Below are 25,788 nucleotides of genomic sequence, written 5' to 3'. Positions count from 1 at the left end.
CAGAAGTGGTTTGCGGAGCTGGCGGGTATCCCACGAGCACGTCGCAATCGGGGCTGGAGTGAGCATGGCTGCCACCAACATCGATCCCCGCCGCCACCGCGCGGTGCTGTTCGACATGGACGGGGTGCTCACCGACACCACGTCCGTGCACGCCGCCGCTTGGAAACAGCTGTTCGACCGGTACCTGGCGGACCGGCCAGCGGCAGCGGGCGAAGATCACCGCCCGTTCACCACGTCCGACTACGCCCGCCACGTCGATGGCAAGCCGCGGGTCAACGGGGTGCTCGACTTCCTCCGCTCGCGCGGCATCGTGCTGCCCAGGGGGCTCGCGGACGACGATCCGGGGCAGGAAACCGGCCACGGGCTGGGCAGGCTCAAGGACCGCTACTTCCGGGAGGCCCTGGCCGCGCACGGGGCCGAGGCGTTCGACGACGCGGTCGCCCTGATCGAGTCGTTGCACCGCCGCGGCGTCCGCACCGCCGTCGTATCGGCCAGCCGCAACTGCGCGCTCGTGCTCGAACAGGCCGGGGTCGCCGACTTGTTCGCCGTTCGCGTGGACGGGGTGACCGCCGAAGAGCTCGGGCTGCCCGGCAAACCCGACCCCGCGATCCTGCTCGAAGCGGCCCGGCGGCTCGGTGTCCCGTCCTCGGCTTGCGTCGTCGTCGACGACGCCCCGGCCGGGGTGGCCGCGGCCAAGGCTGGCGGTTTCGCGCTCATCGTCGGCGTCGTCCGACGCGGCCCGCCGAGCCGACTGCTGGACGCCGGAGCCGACGTGGCCGTGTCCACGCTGGCCGACGTTTCCGTCGCGGCGTCCGAGGAGCGCCACCTGTCCGAGGTGCCCGACGGCCTCGACCACTGGGACGAGATCGCCGATCGCCTGCGGGACCACCGAGTGGTGCTGCTGCTGGACTTCGACGGCACCCTCGCGCCGATCAAGAGCGAGCCGACCAAGGTCACGATGCCCGTCAAGAGCCGCCAGGTCCTGCAGACGCTCGCCCAGCAGTGCCCGGTGGCGATCCTCAGCGGCCGGGATCTGCACGACGTGCGCCGCCGGGTCCGGGTGGCGGGCCTGTGGTACGCGGGGAGCCACGGATTCGAGCTGGCCGGGCCGGTCGGCGAGCCGATCGTGCAACAGGACGGCGAGTCGGCGCTGCCCGATCTCGACGAGGCCGAACGGCTCCTGTCGGCGGAACTGGAAACCGTCGCCGGGGCGATGGTCGATCGCAAGCGGTTCGCGCTCGCGGTGCACTACCGCAACGTCCGGCCGGATGCTGTCGACCAGGTCATCGCCGCTGTGCACCGCATCGGTGACGCACTGCCCACCCTGCGCACCACGCACGGCCGCCGCGTGGTGGAGTTGTTGCCGAACATCGACTGGGACAAGGGTCGGGCGCTGCGCTGGCTGCTGGCCCAGTTGGGGTACACCGACGCCGATGTCACCCCGATCTTCGCCGGGGACGATTACACCGACGAGGACGCCCTGCACGAGATCCGCGAGGACGGAATCGGCATCGTGGTGCGCAGCGCCGAACACGGCGACCGCCTGACCTGGGCCCACTACTCGGTCGACGGTCCGCGCGCATTGCGCACGCTGCTCGCCCGCATGCCATACCTGGTGACGTCCGGATGAACCCGTGGCGGCTGGTCTTCCGCGGCTTCGACCCGACCGACGAAGGCCGTCGGGAAGCGTTGTGCACGTTGGGCAACGGGTACTTCGCGTCGCGCGGCGCGGCCCCGGAATCGTGCGCCGACGGCGTCCACTACCCCGGCACGTACGTCGCTGGCTGCTACAACCGGCTCGGCACGACGGTCCGCGACCGCGAGGTGGTCGACGAGTCGTTGGTCAACATGCCCAACTGGCTGCTGCTCACCTTCCGCATCGGCGGGGGTCCGTGGTTCGACCTGGCGCAGGTCGAGGTGCTCGGCCACGAGCAGGAACTGGACCTCGAACGCGGCATCCTGGTGCGTCGGCTGCGCTTCCGGGACGGACAGGCGCGGACCACCAGGGTGGTGCAGCGCAGGTTCGTGCACCTGGCCCTGCCGCACCTCGCCGGGTTGGAGACGACGCTGGTCGCGGAGGATTGGTCGGGGACGATGACGCTGCGCTGCGGCATCGACGGCCGGGTGTCCAACAGCGGGGTCGCCCGCTATCGCGACCTGAACGGCCAGCACCTCGTCGACCACCACAGCGCCGAGGTCTCCCCGAACATCGTGGTGCTGCACGCGGAAACGTCCCAGTCGCACATCCGGGTGGCCGAGGCCCAGCGCGTGCGGGTGTGCGCGGGCGGCGACCCCGATCGAGCACTTCTGCGGCGCGCGGAGATGATCGCGCACGATCTCACGCTCGACCTCGACCGGAACGCCGAAGTGCGGGTGGAGAAGATCGTCGCGCTGCACACCTCGCGGGACCGCGCCAGCACCGAACCGGTCACCGAGGCCATCGACCAGGTGCGGGATGCCGCAGGATTCGACGACCTGTGCCGGTCCCACCGGCTGGCCTGGGCCCGACTGCACCGGGTGTTCCACTGTGGACTATCCATGAGCGAGGCCGCCCAGCAGGCGGTTCGCCTGCATCTTTTCCACCTGTTGCAGACGGTTTCGCCGAACACCATCGACAACGACGGCGGGATTCCGGCCCGCGGGCTGCACGGCGAGGCGTACCGAGGTCACGTCTTCTGGGACGAGCTGTTCGTGCTGCCCACCCTCAACCTGCGCATGCCACAGCTGTCCCGAGCGCTGCTGCTCTACCGCTACCGCCGACTCCGGCAAGCGCGGAAAGCTGCCCGCGATGCGGGTTTCGCCGGTGCGATGTTCCCGTGGCAAAGCGGCAGCAACGGTCGGGAGGAGAGCCAGCTGCTGCACCTCAATCCCCGCTCCGGGCGGTGGCTGCCCGACCACACCCACTTGCAGCGGCACATCGGCATCGCCATCGCGTACAACGTCTGGCACTACCACCAGGCCACCGGGGACGACGAGTTCCTCAGCGACTTCGGCGCGGAGCTGATCCTGGAGATCGCCCGGTTCTTCGCGTCGCTGACCGACCACGACCGCGGTCGCGACCGCTACGTCATCCGCGGCATCGTGGGCCCGGACGAGTACCACACCGCTTACCCCGGACGGGACCAGCCCGGAATCGACAACAACGCCTACACCAACGTCATGACTGCCTGGCTGTGCCACACCGCGGTGCAAATCCTGCGCGAACTCCCCGACGACCGGTGCGACGAGCTCCGCACCGAGCTGGGCATCGGCCACCGAGAGACCGACCGCTGGAAGCGCATCGCGCACCGGATGTTCGTGCCGTTCCACGGCGACGGCATCATCAGCCAGTTCGAGGGCTACGAGCAGCTCGCCGAATTCGACTGGGACGCCTACCGGCAGCGCTACGGCGACATCCAACGCCTCGACCGGATCCTCGAAGCCGAAGACGACGACCCGAACCGGTACCGGGTGTCCAAGCAAGCCGACGTGCTGATGCTGTGCTACCTGCTGTCCGCCGAAGAACTCGAAGAGGTCCTCCGCAGGCTCGGCTACCCGATGCCCACCATCCACGACAACATCGAGTACTACCTCCAGCGCACCAGCCACGGATCCACCCTCAGCGCCATCGTGCACGCCTGGGTCCTCGCCCGCGCACGCCGACGCCAAGCGCTGGAGTTCTTCGACCGCCTGCTGGCCAGCGACATCCACGACGTCCAGCGCGGCACCACCAGCGAAGGCATCCACCTCGCCGCGATGGCGGGCAGCGTCGATCTGTTGCAGCGCTGCTTCGCCGGTATCGAGGTCCGCGATGGAGTGCTGCGGTTGAATCCGCTGTGGCCCGCCGAGCTCGGCCCGCTGGAGCTGTCCATCCGCTACCGGGGCCAGCCCATCACCGTCGAGGTCACCGGCCGCACCGCCGCGGTCCGGACCGCACCGGGGCGTCCCCACCTCGGCGTGACCTGCGCCTGCGGACCCCGAACCGTCCACCTCGGACCAGGCGAAATCGCGCAGTTCTCGCTGGAATCGCGCAACTCGGGCCTGGGCGTGGTGCTGTGACCAGGAATCAGACGGGTTGGTACGTCAGGCAGTCCACGATGTCCTGTTCGCGGCCCACGGTGATGCCGGGTGCCTGGCACTCCAGGTCGACGTTGTACCGGCAGTCGGACATCTTGCACGCGCCGACCTGGCCGACCGCCTTGGGGTCGCCGCCGGACATCGGGGCTCTGCAGAAGGTGTCGCACTGCGCGTGGGCCGGATCGCCGATGGTGATGGCCAGCGCGTGGCAGGTCTGGTCCCGGTTGTAGGAGCACTCCACGGCAGTGCACTTGTTCACCATCGGCATCTTCATCGCCACCACCCCAGAATCGTGTCGCCGTCAGACCTCTACTGTCCCGCCGACCAGCGAGCGCGACAGGCCGCAGCGGCAACCGTCACCAAATGAGGTTCTGATACCGGTAGACGCGTAACAGTGTTCTCCTGCGCCACGACAGCCACGGGCTTACTGGTCGCGGATTTCGTCATTCGGCCTGGATCTTCCAATCCGCGAACACCAACAGCACCGCGGCGAGCAGCGATGCCACGAGGAAGCCCGCCCCCGCGCCGAGGAGCAGGCAAAACACCGCGAGCACAGCAGCCACGACCCCGAGCGCCTTGCGGATCGACAGCCACGCGACGAATCGCACCAGCGGGCGCACGTGGGTCATCTTCTCCGCGAAATCCGGGTCTTCGGCGCTGAGCCTCCGCTCGATCTCTTCCAGGAGGCGCCGTTCGTAGCGTCGGAGCATTGGAACCTCCCGAAGTCAGCCACGCGCCAACAAAGCCGTTGGGGCAAGCGTTGCTAGGCGCGACGCGGACAAATAGAGCCCATCGGCCCCCATCGGCATGGCGGGGGCCAGGTGCGCGTGTCGACCATCGGCTGGTACCCGGTCCGAACTGTCCACTAGGGATTGTCGGGCGCGGCCTTGCGCTTGCCGCCCGCCAGGCCGAGCCACCGGTGACCTGCCGGACGCTTCGCCGCTCCCGGCCCCGTCGCGGCGAGTTCCGGTGCGTGCTGGTGCTCGTGGACTGGCGCGAGGTGGATCTGCACGGCGTAGACCAACCAGCCCAGCGCCGCCAGGCCGAGCCAGTTGATCAGCCGGTAGACCAGGACGCTGGCCAGGGCTGGGGCGATCGGGACCCCGGAGGCGGTCAGCACGCCGAGCAGTCCGGCTTCGGCAAGACCGGCCCCACCAGGGAAGACCTGCAACGCGATGCTGCCCTGGACCACCAGGAAGCCCACCACCAGCGTGGACCACGGCACCGGGGATCCGAGCGCGGTGACGCTCGTGGTCAGGCTCAGGTAGTCCAGCAGCCAGCTCAGCGCGGCGAGCGCGGTGATGGCCGCCCATTGGCCCCGGTCGGGGCGCAGCAGCCGGATCCGTTCCGAGATGCGGCGCGCGGTGGCGTCCGGGTCGGTCGCCCAGGTTCGGCGGCAGGTTCGGCAGAAGCCGGGAAGCCGCCGCGTCAGCCATGTCAGGCCACGCAGGCCGCGGTGCAGGACCGATGGGCGGTTCACCAGGATCCAGCACGCCCACGAGCCGAGCACGACACCTGCCGCGAGCCCCACCGCGACGAGCACCGGCACCTTCCCGGCCCACCCCAAGCCGAGCACGCCCAGCACGATCAGCGTGATAGTCGCGACTGTCCCGGCCAGCACCAGCGACCACGCGGCCAGCGCGACGTCGACTTTGCGCTTGCGGAGTTGGTAGGTCGCGTAGACGAACCCGACCGCGTTGCCCACCGCGGGCAGCGTGGTCGACAACGCGTTCTGGGCGAAGTTGATCGCTTGGATCGTCCGCACCGGCAGCCGCGCACCGCCTGCGGCCAGCAAACGCCGGTGCAGTTCGCCGTACGCCACCAGCGCGCCGATGCCCAGCAGGACCGCCGCGCCAACCCAGCCCCACCGGAGTTGCGCGAGTTCGGCACCGAGGTCGGTGGTCTCACGAGCGAGCGCGGGCAACTGCCACACCATGACGCCCGCGCCGCCCAGCACCACCACCCACTGCACGATGGTGCGCACTCGTCCTCGCATCGTCCTTCCCCCGGTGCCGCTGCCTGGTGACCGTCAGCTCGCCCGCAGCCGGTCGAGGCCAGCCACCACCCACCGGCGAACGCGCTCGTCGTCGGCTGCGAACTCGTCGAGGGTGCGTGGCGGCTCGGGTGCCGTGTCAGGGTCAAACGTCCCCAGCCAGCTACCGCCGGGACCGCGCCCAGCACACTGTGACGCATCGCACCCGCGGCAACCCGTCAGTCATGTCCTACGTCTGCGTTCCGACAACGTCTCCAGCCTGCGGCGGTATTCCTCTTCATCGATCTCGCCGCGAGCGAAGCGTTCCGCCAGCAGTTCCTCGGCGGAGACGGTGCCCCGCTCGACCCGTCCGGTCCGCTGGAGGTAGCGGACCAACGCGATGATCGCCGCGATGACCAGTGCCCAGAACAGCACCATGCTCACCGTCATCATCGTCAGTCCCCAGACGCCAAAGCCGTAACCGCCCCAATGGTGCATCGCGTCCCTCTTTTCCGGCGGCCTCGGTGCGGCACCACGACCACCAGTCGAACCGTCGCGCCCCACCAGATTCGCGACCAGGGCAGATGGTCACCGAATTGTCCTTTATGGATGGCCGTGCCAGGGGCAGGTGACCATCGGCTCTATATCGCGGGTCGTCGGCCCGACAGCCTTGGTTCGTGGAGTCACCGGCGACGAAGGAGGGCGCGTTGAACACCTCCATCATGCCCGTCGGGAGCCTGACGGCCGATCAGGTCCGGCAGGTTCTGCTCGCGGCCGTCGCCGCGCCGTCGTTGCACAACAGCCAGCCCTGGCAGTTCTCCTGCACCGCTGGCGTCATCGAGTTGCAGGCGGACCGCTCGCACGCTGTCCCGGTCGCCGACCCCGAGCACCGGGAACTCACCCTCGCGTGCGGAGCCGCCCTGCTGAACCTGCGGCTGGCGATCCGGGTGGCCGGGGTGTACCCGGACGTGCGGATGTTCCCCGATCACGGCAAGCCCGACCTGCTCGCGACCGTGCGGCCTTCCGGTCGACGCCCCGCCACTCCGATCGACCGCGTGTTGGCAGCCGCGATCCCGCAGCGCCGCACCAACCGCCGCCCGTTCCTGCCGCTCGCGGTTCCCGCACACGTGCAGGCCCAGTTGCGGCACGCGGCCGAAGCCGAACGGGGCTGGCTCGCCATCCTCGACCGGACGCAGCTGCCCAAACTGCTCGTGCTGCTGCGGCGGGCGCACGACAGGCAGCGCGCCGACCCGGATTTCGTCACCGAGTGGCAGCACTGGACCGGCCGCGACCAGGACGTCTACGACGGAGTGCCCGCCCGCAACAGCGGGCCGTTGCCGGAACCGCAGGACGAGTACGTGCTGCGCGACTTCAGCAACGGCAAGGGGGCACCCCGAACGACGGGCAAGGACTTCGAACCCGAGCCGCTGATCTGCGTGCTCGGATCGTTCCAGGATTCGCGGCACGCACACCTGCAAGCCGGGCTGGCCATGCAACGCGTGCTGCTGACCGCCACCGCCGTCGGACTGGCGGTCTCGTTCCTGCCCCAAGCCGTCGAGGTTCCGGCGACCCGCAAAGAACTGCGCACCCTCATCGGCGGCGGCCTGTGGCCGCAAACCGTGCTGCGCATCGGCTACGGATCACCGGTACCGGCCACCCCACGACGGCCCGCGCCGTGACGGAACGAGCGCGTCTAGTTCTTCGACCAGCCTTCGCGCAAGCGGGCCTTGAGGACCTTGCCCGAACCGGTGCGCGGCAGTCGGTCGACCACCTCCAGGTGCACCGGGATCTTGTACTTCGCCAGCCTGTCGCGGAGGAATTCGCACAGCTCGTCGTGCGTCAGCGCAGCGCCCGGCCGACACACCACGAACGCCCGACCCACCTCGCCCCAGCGCTGGTCCGGGACCCCGATGACGGCCACTTCGGCGACCGCTGGATGCGCGAAGATGGCGCTCTCCACCTCGGCCGGAAAGACGTTCTCCCCGCCGGAGATGAACATGTCCTTGACCCGGTCGACGATGTGCAGGTGGCCTTCCTCGTCGAGTTTCGCGATGTCGCCGGATCGGAACCAGCCGCCGTCGGCGACCGACGCCGCCGTGGCGGCCGGATTCCGCCAGTACCCCGGACTGACGTTGGGCCCCTTGATGAGCACCTCGCCCGGCTCGCCGGGGTCGACGTCGGTGAGGTCCGGCCGCACCACCCGCACGTCGGCGAAGAACACCGGCACCCCGGCTGATCCGACCTTGCGGGTGCTTTCCGCGGCTTCCAGGAAGGTCGCGCCGGGCGAGGTCTCGGTCATCCCGTACCCCTGGCAGAACACCAGCCCGCGCTCCTGGTACGTGCGGATGAGCGGTTCGGGGATGGCCGCGCCCCCGCTCATCACCGTTCGCAGCGAGGAGAGGTCCGCGTCGGCCCAGCGCGGCGACTGGGCGAATTCGGCGAACATCGTGGTCACGCCGAACATCAAGGTGATGCCGAACTCCTCGACCAGGTCGTAGCAGGCATCAACGTCCCAAGTGGACGTCAGCACCGAACAGCCGCCTTTGACGAAGGTGGGCAGCAACGTCTGGTTGAGCGCGGCGACGTGGAACAGCGGGGCGCTGATCAGGGTGACTTCGTCGCTGGTCAGATCAACGCCGACGAGGAGGTTGTAGGTGTTCCACACGAGGTTGCCGTGGGTCAGCATCGCGCCTTTCGGGCGCCCCGTGGTGCCCGAGGTGTAGAGGATGAGCGCGGTGTCATCGAGGTGCACCGCGACGTCGATCGGTGCGTCGTCGCCAGCGGTGAGCCAATGTTCGTAGTCCTGCTCGCCAGGCGCGGGCTCCGCAAGCGCCACGACCTCGCGCAGTTCGGTGAGTTCGCCGAGCGCGCGCACCACCGCGGCGCATTCCGGCGCGTATACGAGCACGGTGGCACCCGAGTCGGCGAGCATGTACTCGATCTCGGGCACGGCCAGCCGGAAGTTCAACGGGACGAAGATGCCGCCGATCATGTGGGTGGCGAACGTGGTCTCGACGAACGCGGGATGATTCGTGCCCAGATAAGCGATCCGGGCGCCCGGCTCGACACCCGCCCGGCGCAGTTGGGACGCCAGCAGGGTGGTTCGACGGGCGAAATCGGCGTAGGTGACCGACTCTTCACCGAACACGAACGCGGTGCGCCCCGGTGTCATGAGCGCTCGCCGAGCAGGCCAGCCGCCCAGGCCGTTGTTCCGCATCAGCCCGTACCCTCCTCGTCCGCCAAGGCAGTCCAGTGCTCTCGTCGCGGCCAGATCCTCCTCGCGCGGTCTCTCCCACCACAACCGACAACAGGACGCTTCACGCGTAGTGCCGGTAGACCGCTCGCGCGACGCAGGCCGGTTTGGCGGATCCGTCGATCTCGACGGTGAAGTCCAGGACCATCTGCACCCCGTTGCCGGAGACCTCCTCGACCGAGGCGACCTTCCCGGCCAGTCGGATCTTGCCGCCGACCGGCACCGGACTCGGGAACCGCACCTTCTCCAGGCCGTAGTTGACGCTCATGCCCACGCCCCGGATGTCGAGCAGTTCGGTGTACAGCGGGATGAGCAGCGACAACGTGAGGTATCCGTGGGCGATGGTGCCGCCGAACGGGCCGCTGCGGGCCCGGTCGACGTCGAGGTGGATCCACTGGTGGTCGTCGGTCGCGTCGGCGAAGGTGTTGACCCGTTCCTGGGTGATCTCCAGCCAGTTGCCGACGCCGAGATCCCGACCGGCGAGCTGCTTGATCTCGTCCAACCCGTGCACGGTGGTGGTCACGACTGGTCCGCCTCCAGTTCCGCCTCCGGTGCCGCCTCTCCGCGATTTGCAGTGGTGGTTGCGTCCAGTCCAATCTCCCGTTTCGGGGTTTCTGGTGGCTGGTTCGCGTCACGGTCCCCTGAGGTGCGGTTCGGGAGGACTGAGGTTGACACCGGGGATGTCATGGCATGCTCCTAGCTGGTGAGGGCGAGTAGCTTCGCTGCGTTGTCCTTGAGGATCTTGGGGCGGACTTCCGGCTTGATGTCGAGCTTTTCGAAATCGGCGAGCCAGCGGTCCGGGGTGATGACCGGGTAGTCGGAGCCGAACAGCACCTTGTCCTGCAACAGCGAATTGGCGTAGCGCACCAGTTGCGGCGGGAAGTACTTCGGCGACCAGCCGGACAGGTCGATGTACACGTGCGGCTTGTGGTTGGCCACCGCCAGCGCCTCGTCCTGCCACGGGAACGACGGGTGCGCCAGGATGATCCGCAGCTCTGGGAAATCCACTGCGACGTCGTCGACCAGCATCGGGTTGGAGTGCTTCAGCCGGATCCCGCCACCGCCTGGCACACCGGCGCCGATGCCGGTCTGCCCGGTGTGGAACAGCGCGATCCCACCAAGCTCCTCGATCACCTCGTACAGCGGGTAGGCCATCGGGTCGTTCGGCGAGAAGCCTTGGATGCTCGGGTGGAACTTGAACCCGCGGACACCGTGTTCGGCGACCAGCCGACGCGCTTCGCGCACCCCTGCCCTGCCCTTCCACGGGTCGATGCTGGCGAACGGGATGAGCACGTCGGAGTGCTCGGCGCAGCTCTCGGCGACCTCTTCGTTGGCGATGCGCGGATGCCCGGTGGCGTGTTCGGCGTCCACTGTGAACACCACCGCCGCCATCCGCCGCTCGCGGTAGTAGTCGGCCATTTCCGGGATCGTCGGCTGCCGGTGGCCCTGCGCCTTGAAGTACTTCTCCGAAGCGCCGAACAGCTCGGGGCTCAACGACCCGTGGCCGTCCTTGGAGATCTCGGCATGCGTGTGGACGTCGATCGCGACCAGTTCAGCAACATCGATGTGCGTCATGCCAAAGCCCGTCTTCCAGCTCGTGGTCTGCTGCTTCAGGATTCCGGGATCTTCGGCGCGGGAACGCCGTAGGTCTCCGGCTCGGCGCCGACACCGCTGTGCCACGACGCGGCGATGGCCTCCGCGGTCCACCCGCCGTCGGCGTAGGCCGCGGTCTTCTCCTGCGGATGCGACCACAGCGCGAGCTTGTCCCCGCCGATCCCGATGGCCTGGCCCGTCACGCCCTTGGCCGCGTCGGAGGCGAGGAAGACGATCAGCGGCGCGACATCCGCTACGGTTCCCAGCCCCTCGTCCTTGCGCAGCCACTCCGGGAACGGCTGGCCGGTGCGCTCGGCCTCCTCGATGATCGGCCCGAACGCGGGGATGGTCTTGGTCATCTCGGTCGCGGCGATCGGGACCACCGCGTTCACCGCGATTTCAGCCTTGGCGAGCTCCATCGCCCAGGTGCGCGCCATCGCGACGATCCCGGCCTTGGCGGCGGCGTAGTTGGTCTGGCCGAAGTTGCCGCGCTGCCCGGCGGGCGAGGAGATCAGGATCAAACGACCTCCGGTGCCCTGCTCGCGCATCCGCGCGGCCGCCGCGCGGGCGCAGGTGAACGTCCCGCGCAGGTGCACGTCGAGCACCGCGTCGAATTCCTCGTCCGACATCTTCCACAGCACCCGGTCCCGCAGGATGCCCGCGTTGGTCACCAGCACGTCGAGGCGCCCGAACTCCGCCACGGCGGTGGACACCAGGCGGTCCGCGACCTCGGCGCTGCCGACCGGGGCGACCACCTGCACCGCCCGCCCGCCAGCGGCGGTGATCGCCTTGACGACCTGCTCGGCCGCTTCGGCATCCACGTCGTTGACGACGACAGCCGCGCCGGAGGCCGCGAGGGCTTCCGCGTACGCCCGCCCGAGCCCGCGGCCACTGCCGGTGACGACCGCGACTTTCCCGGCTAGATCCATGAAATCGTCCCTTCCCGCAGCGAGCCGACGCCCGGCAAACATACGGCGTTCTTGTGACTGTCGTCAATATTGTGCCCAACTTCAGGAGGGCTACGCTTGCTGCCGTGACCGGCAGACCCACCGATGACGACGTGCTGACCTACTCGGCCCGACCGCAATCGCTCATGCTCAGCTTCCTGGGCATCTACGTGCTGGGCCGGGGTACGGCGGTCTACTCCGGCAGCATCATCGACGTCTTCGATCGGGTTGGGGTGTCCGAGGAAGCGGTCCGCTCGACGCTCGCCCGGATGGCCAATCGAGGCCTGCTGACCCGGCAGCGCAGGGGCCGCCGTGTCTACTTCGGACTGACCGCGCACGCCACCGGCGTGCTGCGGGACGGCGAGCGGCGGATCCAGGACACCGGCGCGGTCAACCGGGACTGGGACGGCAACTGGACCCTGGTCAGCTTCTCGCTGCCGGACAGCAGGCGAAGCGATCGACACGACCTGCGTTCCCAGCTGATCTGGGCGGGCTTCGGCATGCTGCAGAACGGCCTGTGGATCGCGCCGGGAATCAAGGACGCCGCCTCGATCATCGATGAACTCGGGCTGGCCGAGAACGTCACGGTGTTCACCGCCCAACAGGCGAAACCGACCGAATCCGCCGACCTGGTCCGCCGCGCCTTCGACACGGACGCCATCGCCGCGCGGTACCGCGCCTTCCGGGACCGCTGGGACACTTCCCGGCCGCTCCCGTCAGCCCCGGACGACCTGGCGCGCCAACTCATCCTGCACACCGACTGGCTCCAGTTGGTGCGCCAGGACCCCCACCTCCCGGCGGAACACCTGGCGGCCGACTGGCCAGCGATCGGAGCCGAGCGACTGTTCCGCAGACTGGAACGCCGCTACCGCCCCAAAGCGGCCCGCATAGCGGCGGAGGTGATCGACGAGATCAACGTCCCCGCGAACGCCCGAGCACCCGAGTGAGCCACCAGGCGTCCTCGGCGCCAACATGGCTCGCTGCGCCCGCTAGTACATTTCGTTCAGAATCAGCTGAACGATGCGAGCCGCATCGGGTCGATCAGTCCGGTCGCCGGAGGCCCGCGATCCGCCTGGAACACTCGTTACGGTTGCGAACGACTGGCCTGTTGGCAAAGGTCGATCCGTGACTTCGAAAACCTGCACGAGACTGGTCCGCACTCGGCTAGCGGTTCGGTGGCCGTCATGAGCCGGGCCGGGCGGGCACCTGGGCGCACGGGGCCTGTTCTGGGGCGTGCGCTCCAACTACTGGACGCCTTCACCGTGCAGCGTCCCGCTATGACGTTGAGCGGGCTCGCGCGGCACTCCGGACTGCCCCTTTCGACCGTGCACCGGATGCTCGGGGAACTGGTCGCCTGGGGTGGACTGGAGCGCGGCGAGGACGGCTACTACCGGATCGGGCTTCGCCTGTGGGAGCTCGGGGCGTTGGCGCCGCGCAGCCAGGGGTTGCGGGAACGGGCTCTGCCGTTCCTGGAGGACCTCTCGCAGGTCACCCGCGAGAACGTGCAACTGGCCGTGCGCGAGGGCACCGAAGTCGTCTACATCGAACGAATCGCGGGCTCCGGTGCGGTTCCCGTGCTCACCCGCGTCGGCGGCCGATTCGCCCTCACCGCCACCGGCGTGGGGCTCGTGCTGCTCGCGCACGCCCCGACCGAGGTGCAGGACGACGTGCTCAGCGGTCCCGTCCAGCGCTTCACCGAATGCACCGTCACCGACCCGCAGGCCCTCCGCCGGATGCTCGCCGACATCCGCAACAACGGTTTCTCCATCAGCGACCGCCAGGTCACCTCGGACGCGCTGTCCGTCGCCGCGCCGGTGCACGACCAGCACGGCCAGGTGATCGCCGCGGTCTCCCTGGTGGTGCGCCACGGCAGCGCCACCCCGCACTCGCTGGTCCCGCTGTTGCTGACCAGCTCCCGCGCGATCTCCCGAGCCCTGGCTGGCCCGTCCTGACCGTGCAGATGTGCACCGGTTTCGCGCGAAATCGCCCAGACAGCTCACGGCGGGCGATTCCGACCGCGACCGCTTCGACGGCAGGCCCGGAGACCGGTTGGTAGCGGGCACCGCGAGTTCTTCCATCTTTTGGAAAGCTCGTTGGTCGCACGCCGGTCGCAGCCACACGATGTCCAGCACTACCAGGAAGTCTGGCTGCTTCGCCCGACGACGGCCGTGGACATCCGCCGCCACCCGAACACCGCCACGGAGTCAATGATGACCACCATTCCACGCAACCAGTGGTACGTCGCAGCTTATGGCCGCGAGATCGGCCAAGAGCTGTTCTCCCGCACCATCTGCGGCGAGTCGATCCTTTTCTGGCGCACCAAGAGCGGCCAGGTCACCGCGATGTCCGACCGCTGCGTGCACCGCCGGTTCCCGCTGTCCCAAGCGCCGACCCGGCTGGTCGACGACCAGGTCATCTGCGGGTACCACGGCTTCACCTACGGCGCCGACGGCGGCTGCGTGGCCGTCCCCGGCCAGACCCGGATCCCCCGCACCGCGCGGCTGAAGCCGTACCCGGTCGTCGAGCAGGACTCGTTCGTCTGGGTCTGGATCGGCGACGCCGACCGGGCCGACGCGACCACCATCCCGCGCGCGCCGTACCTCGACTCCCCCGCCTACACGACGGTCAGCGGCATGGAACCGCTCGCGGCGCGCTACAGCCTGCTCGTGGACAACCTGCTCGACCTCTCGCACGAGACGTACTTGCACGGCGGCTACATCGGCACCCCGGAGGTCGCCGCCACCCCGATCACCACCGAAGTCGACGACGACGCCGGGATCGTCTACGTCAGCCGACACATGGACGACGCCGAGTGCCCGCCCTTCTACGCCAAGTCCACCGGCCTGACCGGGCGGATCGCACGCTGGCAGGACATCGAGTACACCCCGCCGTGCCTGTACAAGCTGCACAGCCGGATCGCCCCGGTCGGCAGCGCCCCCAATCCCGACGGCAGCGACCCGGACGCCTTCCACGTCGAGGTGGTCTACGCGATCACCCCGGAGACCGAGCACAGCACGCACGATTTCTGGGCGGTGGCACGCGATTTCGCGCTCGACGACCAGGAGGTCTCGGGCTTCCTGGCGGAGAACAACCGCACCGTCGTGCTCCAGGACGTCACCGCGCTCGACGTGCTGGAGCAGGTGATCGCCACCGAGCCGGAGGGCTACCAGGAGCTGTCCATCAACATCGACACCGGTGGCCTGGCGGCGCGCCGCATGCTCAAGCGCATGGTCGCCGGGGAAACCGTGGCGTCATGAGCGACATCCCCGCCGCCCGGCCGATGCTGACCGGCGACCGCGTCTACCGGATCCACTGGATCCTCGGCACCGACCGACTGCGCGCGGTGTGCCACTGCTCCGCCGAACGCGAGTTCGAGGACCCGGTGGAGCTGTGGGAATGGCTGCTGTCGCACCCCGACGGCCACCAACCCGCCGATCCGACGCCACCAAGGGTCCGAGAACCGGTCGGCGCCACCGCCTGAGCGCCCGTCCTCGAAGGCGTCCTGTGGTCGTGAGTGCGTGAGTGGGCTCCAGACCGCTTGCGCACTCACGACCGCATCCGAGACGAAACGGAACATGCGATGACCGAGTCCGAACTCGACCTGCTGCTGGCCCGCAAGGAGACCATCGCGGACGGCGTCGTGCGGTTGACCTTCCGCCACCCCGAGGGCCAGCCGTTGCCCACCTGGACGCCGGGCGCCCACCTGGACCTCCTCTTCGACACCGACCTGGTGCGGCAGTACTCGCTGTGCGGCGATCCCGCTGACCGCTCGACGCTGCAGGTCGCCGTGCTGCGCGAGGAGGCTGGCCGGGGCGGCTCCCAGTACGTGCACGACCAGCTCGCCGAAGGGAGCCGGGTGCGGGTCCGCGGTCCCCGCAACCACTTCCAGTTCGAGAAGGCCAAGCGCTACCTGTTCATCGCTGGCGGCATCGGGATCACGCCGCTGATCCCGATGATCGCCGAGGCGGCCACCGCCGGTGACGAATGGCGATTGGTGTACGGCGGCCGGACCCGCGCGTCGATGGCCTTCCGCGACCAGCTCGAAGCCGAGCACCCGGATCGGGTCGAAATCCGCCCGCAGGACGAACTGGGCTTGCTGGACCTGCCCGCCCTCCTCGCCGAGCCCGACGAGGACGGCGACACGGCGATCTACTGCTGCGGTCCCGAACCGCTGCTGGCGGCCGTCGAGGAGCACTGCACCCGATGGCCCGCCGGAACGCTGCACGTCGAGCGGTTCGCCCCCAAGCCCGTGGAGGGGGTCAACGAATCGTTCGAAATCGAGCTCGCGCAAACCGGCCGGATCCTCACCGTCCCCGCGGACCGCTCGATCCTGGAGGTCATCGAGGACTCCGGTGTCGCCGTCCTGTCGTCCTGCCAGGAAGGCACCTGCGGCACCTGCGAGACCACGGTCCTCTCCGGCACCCCGGACCACCGGGACTCCATCCTCACCCCCGAGGAGCAGGAAGCGGGCGACACGATGATGATCTGCGTCTCCCGGTCCTGCTCCAACCGCCTGGTCCTGGACCTCTGAACCCGCCGGTGGTGGGGGGGGGGGGGGAAACCCCCCCCCCCCCCGCGCGGGGCCCCCCCCCCCCCCCCCCCCCCCCCCCCCCCCCCCCCCCCCACGACCCCATCCCGCCGCAGCGGTCGGGTGGCAGTCCAGGGCGACGAGTCGGCGCCGACCCAGTTCTCCCCGGACTCGGCCCGACATGCCGAAGGCACCCGCCGTCACGGCGAATTCCTCGACGCCTGTGCGAGCCTGGAACCCCGGTTCGAGCGCGAACACCGCTGACAGCCGAGAATTCAACGGGACGGCGGCGGCGTGCCGGTCCCGGAGCCAACCACCGACCAGGGGAGAACATGAGCGACCTCTTCACCCTCGAAGGCAAGACCGCGGTAGTCACCGGCGGTGCGCGGGGCATCGGCGAGGCCATCGCGACCGCCCTGCGCGACGCCCACGCCAGGGTGTTCATCTGCGACATCAACCCCGACGTCGGCGCGGCCACCGCACAGCGACTCGGGGTGGAGTTCGTCGCCGCCGACGTCACCGACTCGGCGAGTGTCGACGCCGCGTTCGGGCAGGTCGCGGCCACCGCCGGAACACTCGACATCGCCGTCAACAACGCCGGAATCGCGCACAACCACCCCAGCGAGGATCTCAGCGACGAGGACTGGCGCCGGGTGCTCGCGGTGAACCTGGACGGCGTGTTCTACTGCTGCCGCGCGGCGGGCAGGCAGATGCTCCAGCAGGGTTCGGGCAGCATCATCAACACCGGCAGCATGAGCGGCCACATCGCCAACCGCCCGCAACCCCAGTCCGCTTACAACGCGGCGAAAGCGGGCGTCATCCACCTGACCAAGTCGCTGGCCGGTGAGTGGTCCGCGCGCGGGGTTCGGGTGAACTCCATCTCCCCCGGTTACGTCGGCACCGAAATGACCCAGCTCGGGATGGGCAACGAAGAATGGCGCCGGACGTGGCTGGACAGCACCCCGATGGGACGCGTCGCGCAACCGCGCGAGATCGCCCCGGCTGTCGTCTTCCTCGCCTCGGACGCGGCCAGCTTCTGCACCGGCACGGACCTCGTCGTCGACGGCGGTTACACCGTTTGGTGAGTCCGATCACCGGGCTTGTTCGTAAGCCGCCAATTCGGCGAGGTACGCGTCCTTGAGCGAGTTCGGCAACCAGGCGACCTCGAACGCGTTGCGCTCCAACTGAAGCACGTCCTGCGGCGAGATGGTGATCGCCTCGCTCAGCGCGAGCAGGTTCTCCGTGACGTAGCCGTTGAAGTACGCCGGGTCGTCGGAGTTCACGGTCACCCGCATGCCCAGGTCGAGCATTCGTCGGATCGCTTCGTGGCCGAGGTCGCCGCGCACGTAGCCGTTGGAGATCGGGCACACCGTCAGGCCGAGCCCGCGCCGCGCGATCTCGGTGTGCAACGCCGGATCGTCCAGGGAGTTGACGCCGTGGTCGATCCGGTCCACGTCGATCACCTCAAGGCACTGGCGGATGTGCTCGGTCGAGTTCTCCTGGTCCACGTCGCAGTGCATGGTCAGGAGGTAGCCCTCGGCACGGGCCCGTTCGAAGACCGCGGCGAACTTCACCGGCGGGTTACCGTGCTCGTCGGAATCCAACCCGACTCCGACGATCCATTCCTTGTACGGCAAGGATTCCAGCAGCGTCGCCATCGCGTACTCGGCGGAGAAGTCCCGCAGGAAGCACATGATCAGCTGGGCCCGCACGTCGAGCAGCCGACGCGCGTCCAGCACGGCACGGCGCAGCCCGCGGATCACCGTGTCGAAGGAGACGCCGCGCGAGGTGTGCGCCTGCGGATCGAAGAACAGCTCCGCGTACCGCACGTGCTGCGCCTGCGCCTTCGACAGGTAAGCCCAGGCCAGGTCGTAGAAGTCCTGCTCGGTCAGCAGCACGGCCATGCCCTCGTAGTACACCCGCAGGAAAGAAGGCAGGTCGTGGAACTCGTAAGCGGCGCGCATCGCGGCGGCGTCCGCGTAGGGCAGCGTGAGTCCGTTGCGAGCGGCGAGCTCGAACTTCAACTCGGGTTCCAAGGTGCCCTCGATGTGCAGGTGCAGCTCGCACTTCGGAACACCAGCGATGAATTCCTCGATCCCGGTCACAGGCCCATCCTCCCCCTATCCAACCCCAAGATCGACGGGCCACGCCGTCCACCACCACACCAGCGCCCGTGGACCGCGCGCTGGATCTCGACGACTCGCTTGAGATGATCCATCAGATTCGCAAGGAGATGGAGACATCATGAACAGCGCTTCCCCGACTGCATCCGGCTGGTTCAAGAGCTCCTACAGCAGCCCATCGCAGAACTGCGTCGAGATCCAATTCGCCGACGGAGCGGTCCGCATCCGGGATTCCAAGGACCGCGGGAACGGGCCGATCATCGGCGTGCCACGCGCTGAGTGGGACGCCTTCGTCTCCGGGGTGCGCGATGGCGAGTTCGACTTACCGCGCACCGCTCGGCCCGCAGCCTGAACACGGCACGGGGTGTCCGTCACAGCTTGAACAGGCGAACGGCGTTGTCGTGGGCTATCTTCCGGCGCTCGGTGTCGGTCAGCGGTGTCTTCTCGATCCACTCCACCGCGGGCGCCGTCGCCTCGTAGGGATAGTCGATCGAGAACAGGATGCGATCCGTGCCCACCACTTGGCGTGCGCACGACAGCGCCGTGTCGCTGAAATTGCCGCTCGTCGTCAGGTAGAAGTTCTCGGCCAGGTAGTCCTGGATCCGGCGTTGGAAAAACTTCGTGCCCTGTCGCTCGTACAGGTTCTCGTAGATGTGCTGGATGCGCCAAGCCGCGTACGGCAGCATCTCCCCCAGGTGTCCGAGCACGACCGTCGCAGTCGGGTAGCGGTCGAACAGGCCGCTGAACACCAATCGCAACGCGTGCAAAGCGGTCTCCGCGCCGAAGCCCCACACCGCGCCGACCATCTCGGGATGTCCGTGGTACGCCCGGCGTTCGTGGGGTGGCCGCGGATGCAGGTACACCGGAACGTCAAGCGCGGCAACGGCATCCCAGAACGGGGTGAACATCGGCTCGTCCAGGTAAGCGATTTCGTCGCTGATGTTGGTGAATCCGTTGACCATCACCCCTTTGAAGCCGAGCCGGTTGACGCACCTGTCCAACTCCTCGGCCGCGTGTTCCGGGTCTTGCAGCGCGACGCTGGCGAAGCCGCCGAACCGGTTCGGCTTCCGCACGATCGTGTCGGCCAGGAAGTCGTTGATCTCACGCGCCACGCTCACGGCCTGCGCGCGCTTTCTGATCCCCTGCACGCCGGGTTGCGTCAGGGAGAGGATCGCGAACTCCACGCCGCCCAGGTCCATCTGGTTGAGCCGTGATTCCCCGATGTCCTGCAAGGATGGCCAGATGCGGGCCATCAAGTCGGTGGGCACCCCCTCCGAGCCTTCGAAGGCGTCGAAGTCGATCCCTCCGGCGGCGTCGTGCGGCACTGCGGCCGCGTGCCCGAAGTGCTCCTCAAGGGCGATCTTGCGCACGCGAGCACCGGTGTCCCGGTCGATTTCCATGGCCATCGTGTTCCTCCTGAGCCATCGACGCGATGGTTCTTCCAGAAACCCCCTTGAACTCGCGTTGTCTGCCGCTTCGAGATCCAGTTGTCAGAATCCGCGCGTTCCGAGATCGCGGGAAATCGCGCCCGCCGTCTCCCGCACCTGGCTGACCAGCGCGGGCTTCGGCCGTTGCCCGGAACCGCAGATCCGCTCCGGCGCACCGGACACACCCACAGCGCCGACGACCAGGCCACCGCAACCGCGGATCGGCGCGGCCACGCTCGCCGTCCCCGGCACGAACTCCTCGAATTCCGAGGCCCAGCCGACGTCGCGGACCCGGCGGAGCGCCTCGGCCAGCACGCCCGGCGTGGTGATCGTGCGACGGGTCCGCGAGTCCAGTCCGTTGGCGACTGCGGAAGCCGCGAGAGCGGGATCGGATGCCAGCAGCACCTTGCCCAACGCGGTGGCGTGCAATGGCAGGAACGTAAGGGAATCCGCGACCTCACCGACCCCGAGACAGCCCGCCGTGCGAGCGAGCAGGCGGAGCATCGCGGCCGCCCGCTCAATCGACTGAACAGGACCCGGCATGCTCACCGAATCTAGTCCGTGACGAGCCCGTTGGACAATCGAGGACCCCCGCTGATCAGGGCGAACTCAGCAGATGGGTGGCTGCCCGGATAGGCGTTCGACATTGTCGAACACCCGGTACTGGTGGCCCGCGAGCCGTTTTCTAAGCTCTCCGCAGTTCCACGCGGCCCGCCAGGCTCCTCCGAGGCCGCGGAGTTGGGAAAGGCGAGGATGATGGCCGGATTCAGCAAGGCGGTCCACCGGGGAAGGCCGAATTCCCGGACCGACGCCAACGAGATCGCTCGCCACCAGGCAGACCACCGGCGGCTCCAGTGCTCGGCAGGCGGAAGGTCGAAGTGGACTCCGATGAGCGTCAACGGTGTTCGGATCTCGGCCTGGGCCATGGCACCGTCCGTCGCTCGTCGTCAGCCGCCGATGTAGGACATCTCGACCTTGGGTCGGTTGGTGGTTTCGGCAGTGCGCAGTTCCGAATACCGGTCGGTGCGGCGGCCCCAGATCGCCTCGATGCGGCGCTCCAGCTCGGCGTCGTCGACCTCGCCGCGCACCAGCGCCCGCAGGTCGTGTCCACGGGCGGCGAACAGGCAGGTAAACAGCTCGCCCTGCGCCGACAGGCGGGCCCGCGTGCACGTGCGGCAGAACGGTTCGGTCACCGAGGCGATGATGCCGACCTCACCACGGCCGTCCAGGTACCGGTAGCGCTGGGCGACTTCGCCGGGGTAATCGGGGTCCACCGGGGCCACCGGCCACGCGGCGTGCAGGCGTTCGACGATTTCGCGGGCGGGGACGACGTCGGACATCCGCCATCCGTTGGTGGTACCGACGTCCATGTACTCGATGAACCGCACGACGTAGCCGTGCTCGCGGCCGAACTCGGCCAGTTCGAGGATATCCGCACCGTCGTTCATGCCGCGCTTGACCACGGTGTTGACCTTGATCGGGGTCAGGCCCACCTGGTCGGCAGCGGCGATGCCGCGCAGCACCTCCGCCAGCGGCACGCGGGTGTCGCTGATCCGCGCGAACCGGTCCTGGTCCAGCGAGTCCAGGCTGACCGTCACGCGCGACAGGCCCGCGTCGCGCAGCGGCTGCGCCTTGGCCGCCAGCAGCGAGGCGTTGGTGGTCAGGGCGACGTCATCGATCCCGTCGACCCCGGTCAGCATCGCGACCAGCTTCTCCAACTGGCGGCGCAGCAGGGGTTCGCCGCCGGTCAACCGGATCTTCCGGACGCCCTGGCGGGAGAAGGCGCGCACCAGCCTGGTGATCTCCTCGAAGGTCAGCAGCTCAGCGCGGTCCAGGAACGCATGATCGGCGCCGAAGACCTCCCGGGGCATGCAGTAGCGGCAGCGGAAATTGCACCGATCCGTCACCGAGATCCGCAGATCCCGCATCCATCGGCCGAACCTGTCCGGTCCGGCACGCTCCGAGTCCCGCATCGCCACCTCCGGCGCGTCGCGACGCCCTACCGTCGATGGTGCTACCGGTGCGGCCGGGTGGCAACCACCACATCCGCGCCCCTGAGCTGCCGCAACGCACCGAGCTGGTTCGGGACGTCGCCGCACCATGCAGCACACGATTCTCATGTCCTTTATGGACATTCATCTGCGTTTTCAGCATCCACGTGGGACTGTTCGGATTTCCTGTGCGGCCAGGGCCGGTCAGCTCCTCGGTGAGCTGACCGGCCCTGGCCGAGTGCTCAGTGGATGACGACCTCGCGCGCCGAACCGACCCCGCGCTTGGGCAGCACCTTGCCGGTGACGGTCACGTTGTCGCCCTTGGTTAGCCCGCTGGCCGGAACCGGCTCGCCGTCCTCGATGACTGTTTTCCGGGGTGAGACGACCCACTTCACCGCACGGTCCTGGTCGGCGAGCTCGATGATGGTCACCTGGTGGCCCCGGATCTCCCTGGTCACGACGCTGCTGATCACACCGCTCCGGGTGGCCGCCACCCCGTGTTCGGCCACGTGCTGGCGGGCGGCCGACGGTGCCGGGGACGGAGCGGCTGGGTCGGCGTTCGCGACGGCGCCGAAGGCGACTGCGGGGACCAGGGCGAGTCCGGCGACGATGCCTGCCCGTCGAGCGTTGCTGATGCGCATGAGTTCCCTTTCTCCGCTTCGCGGAGCCGGTCTGGTCGACCGGTCGAAGCCCCAGGCTGGCCGTGCCGGATGAGCGATCTCGGAGAGGTTCTGGGAGACCTCTGAGGACGCCCGCCGAACACTCCGGATCCAGCTCGCCCAGCAGCCACAATCGTCGCCAGACACTCAGAGAACTCTCAGATCCTGATCTTCGCTGCCGTGGTGCACGAAACGATTTCGCGCGAAATCGGCACCGACCCCGTGCACCGTGTGGATGAGCTTGGGCTCGGTGGTGTCGAGCTCGCGGCGCAGATAGCTGATGTAGGTGTCGACGATGCTCGGGTCACCGCCGAAGTCGTACTGCCACACCTGTTCGAGGATCTGGCGCTTGGAGACCACTCGACCGGCGTTGAGCATCAGGTACCGAAGCAGCCGGAACTCCGTCGGCGACAACCGCACCGGCTCGCCGGATCGCAGCGCCTGGTGACCGTCGACGTCCAGTTCCAGGTCCGCCACCCGCATCGTCCGCGGCTGCGCGGATCCGGCGGTGCGCCGCAGCACAGCGCGGATCCTGGCGATCAACTCCTCCGGGTCGAACGGTTTCGGTCGGAATCGGGCTCGGGGCTTCATCGGGGCGAGGTCTCCGGCCGTCTCGCGGGAGTATTGCCGCCAGCAGGAATTGTGCTCATCTTGCGGGAACGGCACGCTGCGCTTGTGACTGCATACGCACCTTCCCCGGCAGAGTCCTCGGCCGACGGATGCGCGTACTCCCAGCGGATTCGCGCGCTCCGGCAGCGCATGCGCGCCGAGGGCCTCACCGCCGTCGCGCTGACCAGCCCGGAGAACATCTACTACCTCACCGGGCTGGACCACCTCGGCTACTTCGGGTTCACGCTCCTCATGCTGCCCGAATCCGGACCGCTGACGCTGGTCACCCGCGACATGGAGCGACCGACGATCCGCGCGCAGACCCCGTGGTGCCACCACGTGACCTTCGGCGATGGGGAGTCACCGGCCGCGGCTGTCGCCACCGTGCTCGGAAACGTCGCCGACGGCGATGCGGCCGTAGCGCTGGACGAGGAGTCGATGTTCTTCCCACCCGCGATCGCCGATGCGATCCGCACGCGGTTGCCCCGGATGCGGTGGACCTCCGCGTCGGCGTTGCTGGCCGCCCAGCGGGCGGTCAAGTCGGCGGTGGAGATCGACTGCGTACGACGCTGCGCGGTGATCTCCGATCTCGCGATCTCCACCGGGATCGGCATGCTGCGACCGGGTGTTGCCGCGCGGGAAGTGGCCGCCGAGGTGTACCGGACCATGATCGCCGCTGGTGGCCAGCCACCGGGGTTCCCGCCGCTCATCCGGCCCACGACCGTCCTGGACCAGGAGCACGTCTCCTGGAACGACGACACCTTCTCGGCGGGACAGGGCGTGTTCGTCGAACTGTCGGCCAGCGTGCACCGCTACCACGCGCCGCAGAGCCGCACCGTCTACATCGGCGAAGCGCCAGCCGGGGCCAACGAAGCGGCCGAAGCAGCGCTGGCCGGGCTCGTCGCCGCCCGCGACGCGCTGGAACCGGGCGCGCGCACCGGTCAGGTGTACGCGGCGTGGCAACGCGCCGTTTCCGACGGTGCGTCGCCGGACGAATCGCCGCGGCACCACTGCGGCTACCTCGTGGGGATCGGCTTCCCGCCCAGCTGGGTCGGTGGCGGCGAAGTGCTCGGCATCCGGCCGCGCGGCGACGTGGCGATCCAGCCCGGCATGACCTTCCACCTGATGTCGTGGGTGACGCGACCGGTCGGGCACGTCATCTCCGACACCGCACTGGTCACCGAGGCCGGTGCCGAACTGCTCACCACCACCCCGCGCGAACTCACCACCATCCGCTGACGAAGGGATCGTGGACGTCCCGAGGCCGCCTCGGCGTGATCAGTGGTCGTTCGAAATCTGTCGCTGAACAGGATCAAAGCGGCCATCCCTTCAGGTGACCAGGAGCCTGCGCACCCCAACTTTCGTTGCCATAGTTGCGAAAACGCGCCCATGACAACTTCGCGGACGCGCCGGAGCAGACCTTGAAACTTCTTCACGGAGGCCAACGATGGCGACGCTGTCCGAACTCGACCACACGGTGACCGACTACCAACTGCAGCACGCCTACTGGCTCGCCAAGGCGGCGAAGCTCGCCTACGCCGAGGAACCGACGATCCGCGAAACCACCATGGAGTGGGGTTTCGACCGGTGCGAGTACTTCCACGGCGAACTGGACGCGTCGTTCCCGATCTCCGACACCCAGGGGTTCGCCGCGGGCAGCGAGCGGATGATCATCGTCGCGTTCCGCGGCACCGAGCCGAAGAAGATCAAGGACTGGCTCACCGACACGAACACGCTCGCGGCCCCAGGTCCGGCGGGCAACGGATTCGTGCACTTCGGCTTCAGCCGGGCGCTGGACTCGGTCTTCCCGCAGGTGCGCGACGCGGTGGAGCGACTCCGGGACAACGACCAGACACTTTGGTTCACCGGCCACAGCCTCGGCGGCGCGCTGGCCATGCTCGCCTCCGCGCGGATCTTCTTCGAGGACCCCGCGCTGCTGCCGGACGGGGTCTACACGTTCGGTCAGCCGCGCACCTGCGACCGGCTGCTGGCCGACCCGTACAGCAAGGCGCTCGCCTCGCGGGTGTTCCGCTTCGTCAACAACAACGACATCGTCCCGCAGCTGCCGCCCGAACCGGTCTTCCACCACGTGCACGACGTCCGTTACTTCGACAACAGCGGCGCCATGCACGAGAAGGTCTCGGTGGTGAGCGGACTCGCGGACAAGTTCACCGGCTTCACCAGCGACGTGTTCGCCCCAGCCGCCGACGGCATCCGCGACCACCAGATCGACCGCTACCTGGAACTGATCGAGAAGAACCTCTCCTGACCGGCGCCTGCCGTTTTCGCGCGAAATCGCCACTTGCCACGCGGGGCAGGTGGCGTTTTCGCGTGAAAACGCCCTCCGCTGTGCGACGCGGGGGCCGTGCTTGCGATGGTGACCATCTCGGTCTCGTTGTATCGAATCGCGGCAATCGATTGCAGTTCGGGTGACTTTCGTGAGCTGGAGCACGCCCGTCGAGATGCTGTCGTGGAGTGAAATTACCGGCGGTCGTTGCCGCAAACGAATGCAGTGGCTTTCTTCTGCGCAGGCTGCGGATGGCGCGCTGGGAGGACAGTTCTGGTGTGGTGCGCTGCAATGATGTCGGGGTCGGCGGGCCGCGACTCGTCCTGCCGCAGCACCATCCCCA

Annotated in this window: 28 protein-coding genes; 14 read left to right on the top strand and 14 right to left on the bottom strand. The window is 68.5% G+C overall.

Annotation, left to right across the window (positions count from 1 at the left end; genetic code table 11):
* Positions 1–64 precede the first annotated feature (64 nt).
* Complete coding sequence (gene otsB, locus MOQ72_RS11150; RefSeq protein WP_242182734.1) at positions 65–1,630, top strand: trehalose-phosphatase; 1,566 nt, start codon at positions 65–67, stop codon at positions 1,628–1,630.
* Positions 1,627–4,038, top strand: coding sequence for a glycoside hydrolase family 65 protein (locus tag MOQ72_RS11145; protein ID WP_242182732.1), 2,412 nt, complete (start codon positions 1,627–1,629; stop codon positions 4,036–4,038). Before otsB ends, MOQ72_RS11145 begins: the two co-directional genes overlap by 4 nt.
* Before the next feature lie 7 nt (positions 4,039–4,045).
* On the opposite strand, the gene MOQ72_RS11140 is transcribed toward MOQ72_RS11145, so the two are convergent.
* The 4 genes from MOQ72_RS11140 to MOQ72_RS11125 form a co-directional block, all read right to left on the bottom strand.
* Positions 4,046–4,330, bottom strand: a complete 285-nt coding sequence (locus tag MOQ72_RS11140) for a DUF1540 domain-containing protein (protein WP_242182730.1) — start codon at positions 4,328–4,330, stop codon at positions 4,046–4,048.
* 169 nt (positions 4,331–4,499) lie between these two features.
* Positions 4,500–4,766 carry a DUF3040 domain-containing protein gene (locus MOQ72_RS11135; RefSeq protein WP_242182728.1) on the bottom strand — a complete coding sequence of 89 codons (267 nt, stop codon included), beginning with the start codon at positions 4,764–4,766 and terminating at the stop codon, positions 4,500–4,502.
* 155 nt (positions 4,767–4,921) lie between these two features.
* Positions 4,922–6,052 carry a lysylphosphatidylglycerol synthase transmembrane domain-containing protein gene (locus tag MOQ72_RS11130; protein ID WP_242182726.1) on the bottom strand — a complete coding sequence of 377 codons (1,131 nt, stop codon included), beginning with the start codon at positions 6,050–6,052 and terminating at the stop codon, positions 4,922–4,924.
* Between the two features lie 219 nt (positions 6,053–6,271).
* A complete protein-coding gene (locus MOQ72_RS11125; RefSeq protein WP_242182765.1) occupies positions 6,272–6,466 on the bottom strand; it encodes an SHOCT domain-containing protein in 195 nt (64 codons plus the stop codon).
* Positions 6,467–6,735: 269 nt separating this feature from the next.
* On the opposite strand from MOQ72_RS11125, the gene MOQ72_RS11120 reads away from it, so the two are divergent.
* The gene (locus MOQ72_RS11120; protein WP_242182724.1) at positions 6,736–7,707 is read left to right on the top strand and encodes an Acg family FMN-binding oxidoreductase; all 972 of its coding nucleotides are present in this window, start codon (positions 6,736–6,738) and stop codon (positions 7,705–7,707) included.
* A gap of 14 nt (positions 7,708–7,721) precedes the next feature.
* Here MOQ72_RS11120 and MOQ72_RS11115 read toward each other — a convergent pair whose 3' ends face one another.
* From MOQ72_RS11115 to MOQ72_RS11100, 4 genes are all read right to left on the bottom strand, one after another.
* Positions 7,722–9,245, bottom strand: a complete 1,524-nt coding sequence (locus MOQ72_RS11115) for an acyl-CoA synthetase (protein ID WP_242182722.1) — start codon at positions 9,243–9,245, stop codon at positions 7,722–7,724.
* Between the two features lie 100 nt (positions 9,246–9,345).
* Complete coding sequence (locus MOQ72_RS11110; protein WP_242182720.1) at positions 9,346–9,804, bottom strand: MaoC family dehydratase; 459 nt, start codon at positions 9,802–9,804, stop codon at positions 9,346–9,348.
* A gap of 173 nt (positions 9,805–9,977) precedes the next feature.
* On the bottom strand, positions 9,978–10,856 hold the full coding sequence (locus MOQ72_RS11105) for an amidohydrolase family protein (RefSeq protein WP_242182718.1): 879 nt from the start codon (positions 10,854–10,856) through the stop codon (positions 9,978–9,980).
* Positions 10,857–10,891: 35 nt separating this feature from the next.
* On the bottom strand, positions 10,892–11,803 hold the full coding sequence (locus MOQ72_RS11100; protein ID WP_242182716.1) for an SDR family NAD(P)-dependent oxidoreductase: 912 nt from the start codon (positions 11,801–11,803) through the stop codon (positions 10,892–10,894).
* A gap of 104 nt (positions 11,804–11,907) precedes the next feature.
* On the opposite strand from MOQ72_RS11100, the gene MOQ72_RS11095 reads away from it, so the two are divergent.
* The 7 genes from MOQ72_RS11095 (at position 11,908) to MOQ72_RS11065 (ending at position 17,434) form a co-directional block, all read left to right on the top strand.
* Positions 11,908–12,768 carry a PaaX family transcriptional regulator gene (locus tag MOQ72_RS11095; RefSeq protein WP_242182714.1) on the top strand — a complete coding sequence of 287 codons (861 nt, stop codon included), beginning with the start codon at positions 11,908–11,910 and terminating at the stop codon, positions 12,766–12,768.
* A 237-nt stretch (positions 12,769–13,005) separates the two neighbouring features.
* Positions 13,006–13,773: an IclR family transcriptional regulator gene (locus tag MOQ72_RS11090; RefSeq protein ID WP_242182712.1), complete on the top strand. Its 768-nt coding sequence runs from the start codon at positions 13,006–13,008 to the stop codon at positions 13,771–13,773.
* Between the two features lie 258 nt (positions 13,774–14,031).
* A complete protein-coding gene (locus tag MOQ72_RS11085) occupies positions 14,032–15,078 on the top strand; it encodes a Rieske 2Fe-2S domain-containing protein (protein ID WP_242182710.1) in 1,047 nt (348 codons plus the stop codon).
* The gene (locus MOQ72_RS11080; protein ID WP_242182708.1) at positions 15,075–15,302 is read left to right on the top strand and encodes a hypothetical protein; all 228 of its coding nucleotides are present in this window, start codon (positions 15,075–15,077) and stop codon (positions 15,300–15,302) included. The genes MOQ72_RS11085 and MOQ72_RS11080 overlap by 4 nt, the downstream gene beginning before the upstream one ends.
* 99 nt (positions 15,303–15,401) lie before the next feature.
* Positions 15,402–16,352: a PDR/VanB family oxidoreductase gene (locus MOQ72_RS11075; protein WP_242182706.1), complete on the top strand. Its 951-nt coding sequence runs from the start codon at positions 15,402–15,404 to the stop codon at positions 16,350–16,352.
* Between the two features lie 120 nt (positions 16,353–16,472).
* A complete protein-coding gene (locus tag MOQ72_RS11070; protein ID WP_242182704.1) occupies positions 16,473–16,613 on the top strand; it encodes a hypothetical protein in 141 nt (46 codons plus the stop codon).
* 68 nt (positions 16,614–16,681) lie between these two features.
* Positions 16,682–17,434, top strand: a complete 753-nt coding sequence (locus tag MOQ72_RS11065) for an SDR family oxidoreductase (RefSeq protein WP_242182702.1) — start codon at positions 16,682–16,684, stop codon at positions 17,432–17,434.
* Between the two features lie 6 nt (positions 17,435–17,440).
* On the opposite strand, the gene MOQ72_RS11060 is transcribed toward MOQ72_RS11065, so the two are convergent.
* A complete protein-coding gene (locus tag MOQ72_RS11060; protein WP_242182700.1) occupies positions 17,441–18,454 on the bottom strand; it encodes an adenosine deaminase in 1,014 nt (337 codons plus the stop codon).
* A 139-nt stretch (positions 18,455–18,593) separates the two neighbouring features.
* Between MOQ72_RS11060 and MOQ72_RS11055 the strand changes: the two genes are divergently transcribed.
* Positions 18,594–18,824, top strand: coding sequence for a DUF397 domain-containing protein (locus tag MOQ72_RS11055; RefSeq protein ID WP_242182698.1), 231 nt, complete (start codon positions 18,594–18,596; stop codon positions 18,822–18,824).
* A 19-nt stretch (positions 18,825–18,843) separates the two neighbouring features.
* Here MOQ72_RS11055 and MOQ72_RS11050 read toward each other — a convergent pair whose 3' ends face one another.
* The 5 genes from MOQ72_RS11050 to MOQ72_RS45145 form a co-directional block, all read right to left on the bottom strand.
* Positions 18,844–19,878 carry an amidohydrolase family protein gene (locus MOQ72_RS11050; protein ID WP_242182697.1) on the bottom strand — a complete coding sequence of 345 codons (1,035 nt, stop codon included), beginning with the start codon at positions 19,876–19,878 and terminating at the stop codon, positions 18,844–18,846.
* A gap of 84 nt (positions 19,879–19,962) precedes the next feature.
* The gene (locus MOQ72_RS11045) at positions 19,963–20,442 is read right to left on the bottom strand and encodes an IclR family transcriptional regulator domain-containing protein (RefSeq protein ID WP_242182695.1); all 480 of its coding nucleotides are present in this window, start codon (positions 20,440–20,442) and stop codon (positions 19,963–19,965) included.
* 404 nt (positions 20,443–20,846) lie between these two features.
* Positions 20,847–21,872, bottom strand: a complete 1,026-nt coding sequence (gene moaA, locus MOQ72_RS11040) for a GTP 3',8-cyclase MoaA (RefSeq protein WP_242182693.1) — start codon at positions 21,870–21,872, stop codon at positions 20,847–20,849.
* A 260-nt stretch (positions 21,873–22,132) separates the two neighbouring features.
* Positions 22,133–22,531, bottom strand: coding sequence for a hypothetical protein (locus MOQ72_RS11035; protein ID WP_242182691.1), 399 nt, complete (start codon positions 22,529–22,531; stop codon positions 22,133–22,135).
* A 165-nt stretch (positions 22,532–22,696) separates the two neighbouring features.
* On the bottom strand, positions 22,697–23,215 hold the full coding sequence (locus MOQ72_RS45145) for a winged helix-turn-helix domain-containing protein (RefSeq protein WP_242182689.1): 519 nt from the start codon (positions 23,213–23,215) through the stop codon (positions 22,697–22,699).
* Between the two features lie 9 nt (positions 23,216–23,224).
* On the opposite strand from MOQ72_RS45145, the gene MOQ72_RS11025 reads away from it, so the two are divergent.
* The 3 genes from MOQ72_RS11025 (at position 23,225) to MOQ72_RS11015 (ending at position 25,740) form a co-directional block, all read left to right on the top strand.
* Positions 23,225–24,397, top strand: coding sequence for a M24 family metallopeptidase (locus MOQ72_RS11025; RefSeq protein WP_242182687.1), 1,173 nt, complete (start codon positions 23,225–23,227; stop codon positions 24,395–24,397).
* A gap of 208 nt (positions 24,398–24,605) precedes the next feature.
* Entirely contained in the window at positions 24,606–25,427 is an 822-nt protein-coding gene (locus tag MOQ72_RS11020; RefSeq protein WP_242182685.1) for a lipase family protein, read from the top strand.
* Positions 25,428–25,596: 169 nt separating this feature from the next.
* Positions 25,597–25,740 (top strand): hypothetical protein, encoded by a 144-nt coding sequence (locus MOQ72_RS11015; protein ID WP_242182683.1) that lies wholly within the window; start codon positions 25,597–25,599, stop codon positions 25,738–25,740.
* Positions 25,741–25,788 lie beyond the last annotated feature (48 nt).

The organism is Saccharopolyspora soli, assembly GCF_022678645.1.
GTDB classification, from domain to species: domain Bacteria; phylum Actinomycetota; class Actinomycetes; order Mycobacteriales; family Pseudonocardiaceae; genus Saccharopolyspora; species Saccharopolyspora soli.
Note: the sequence above shows the minus strand (reverse complement) of the source record. Positions and strands in the feature narration are given on the sequence as shown.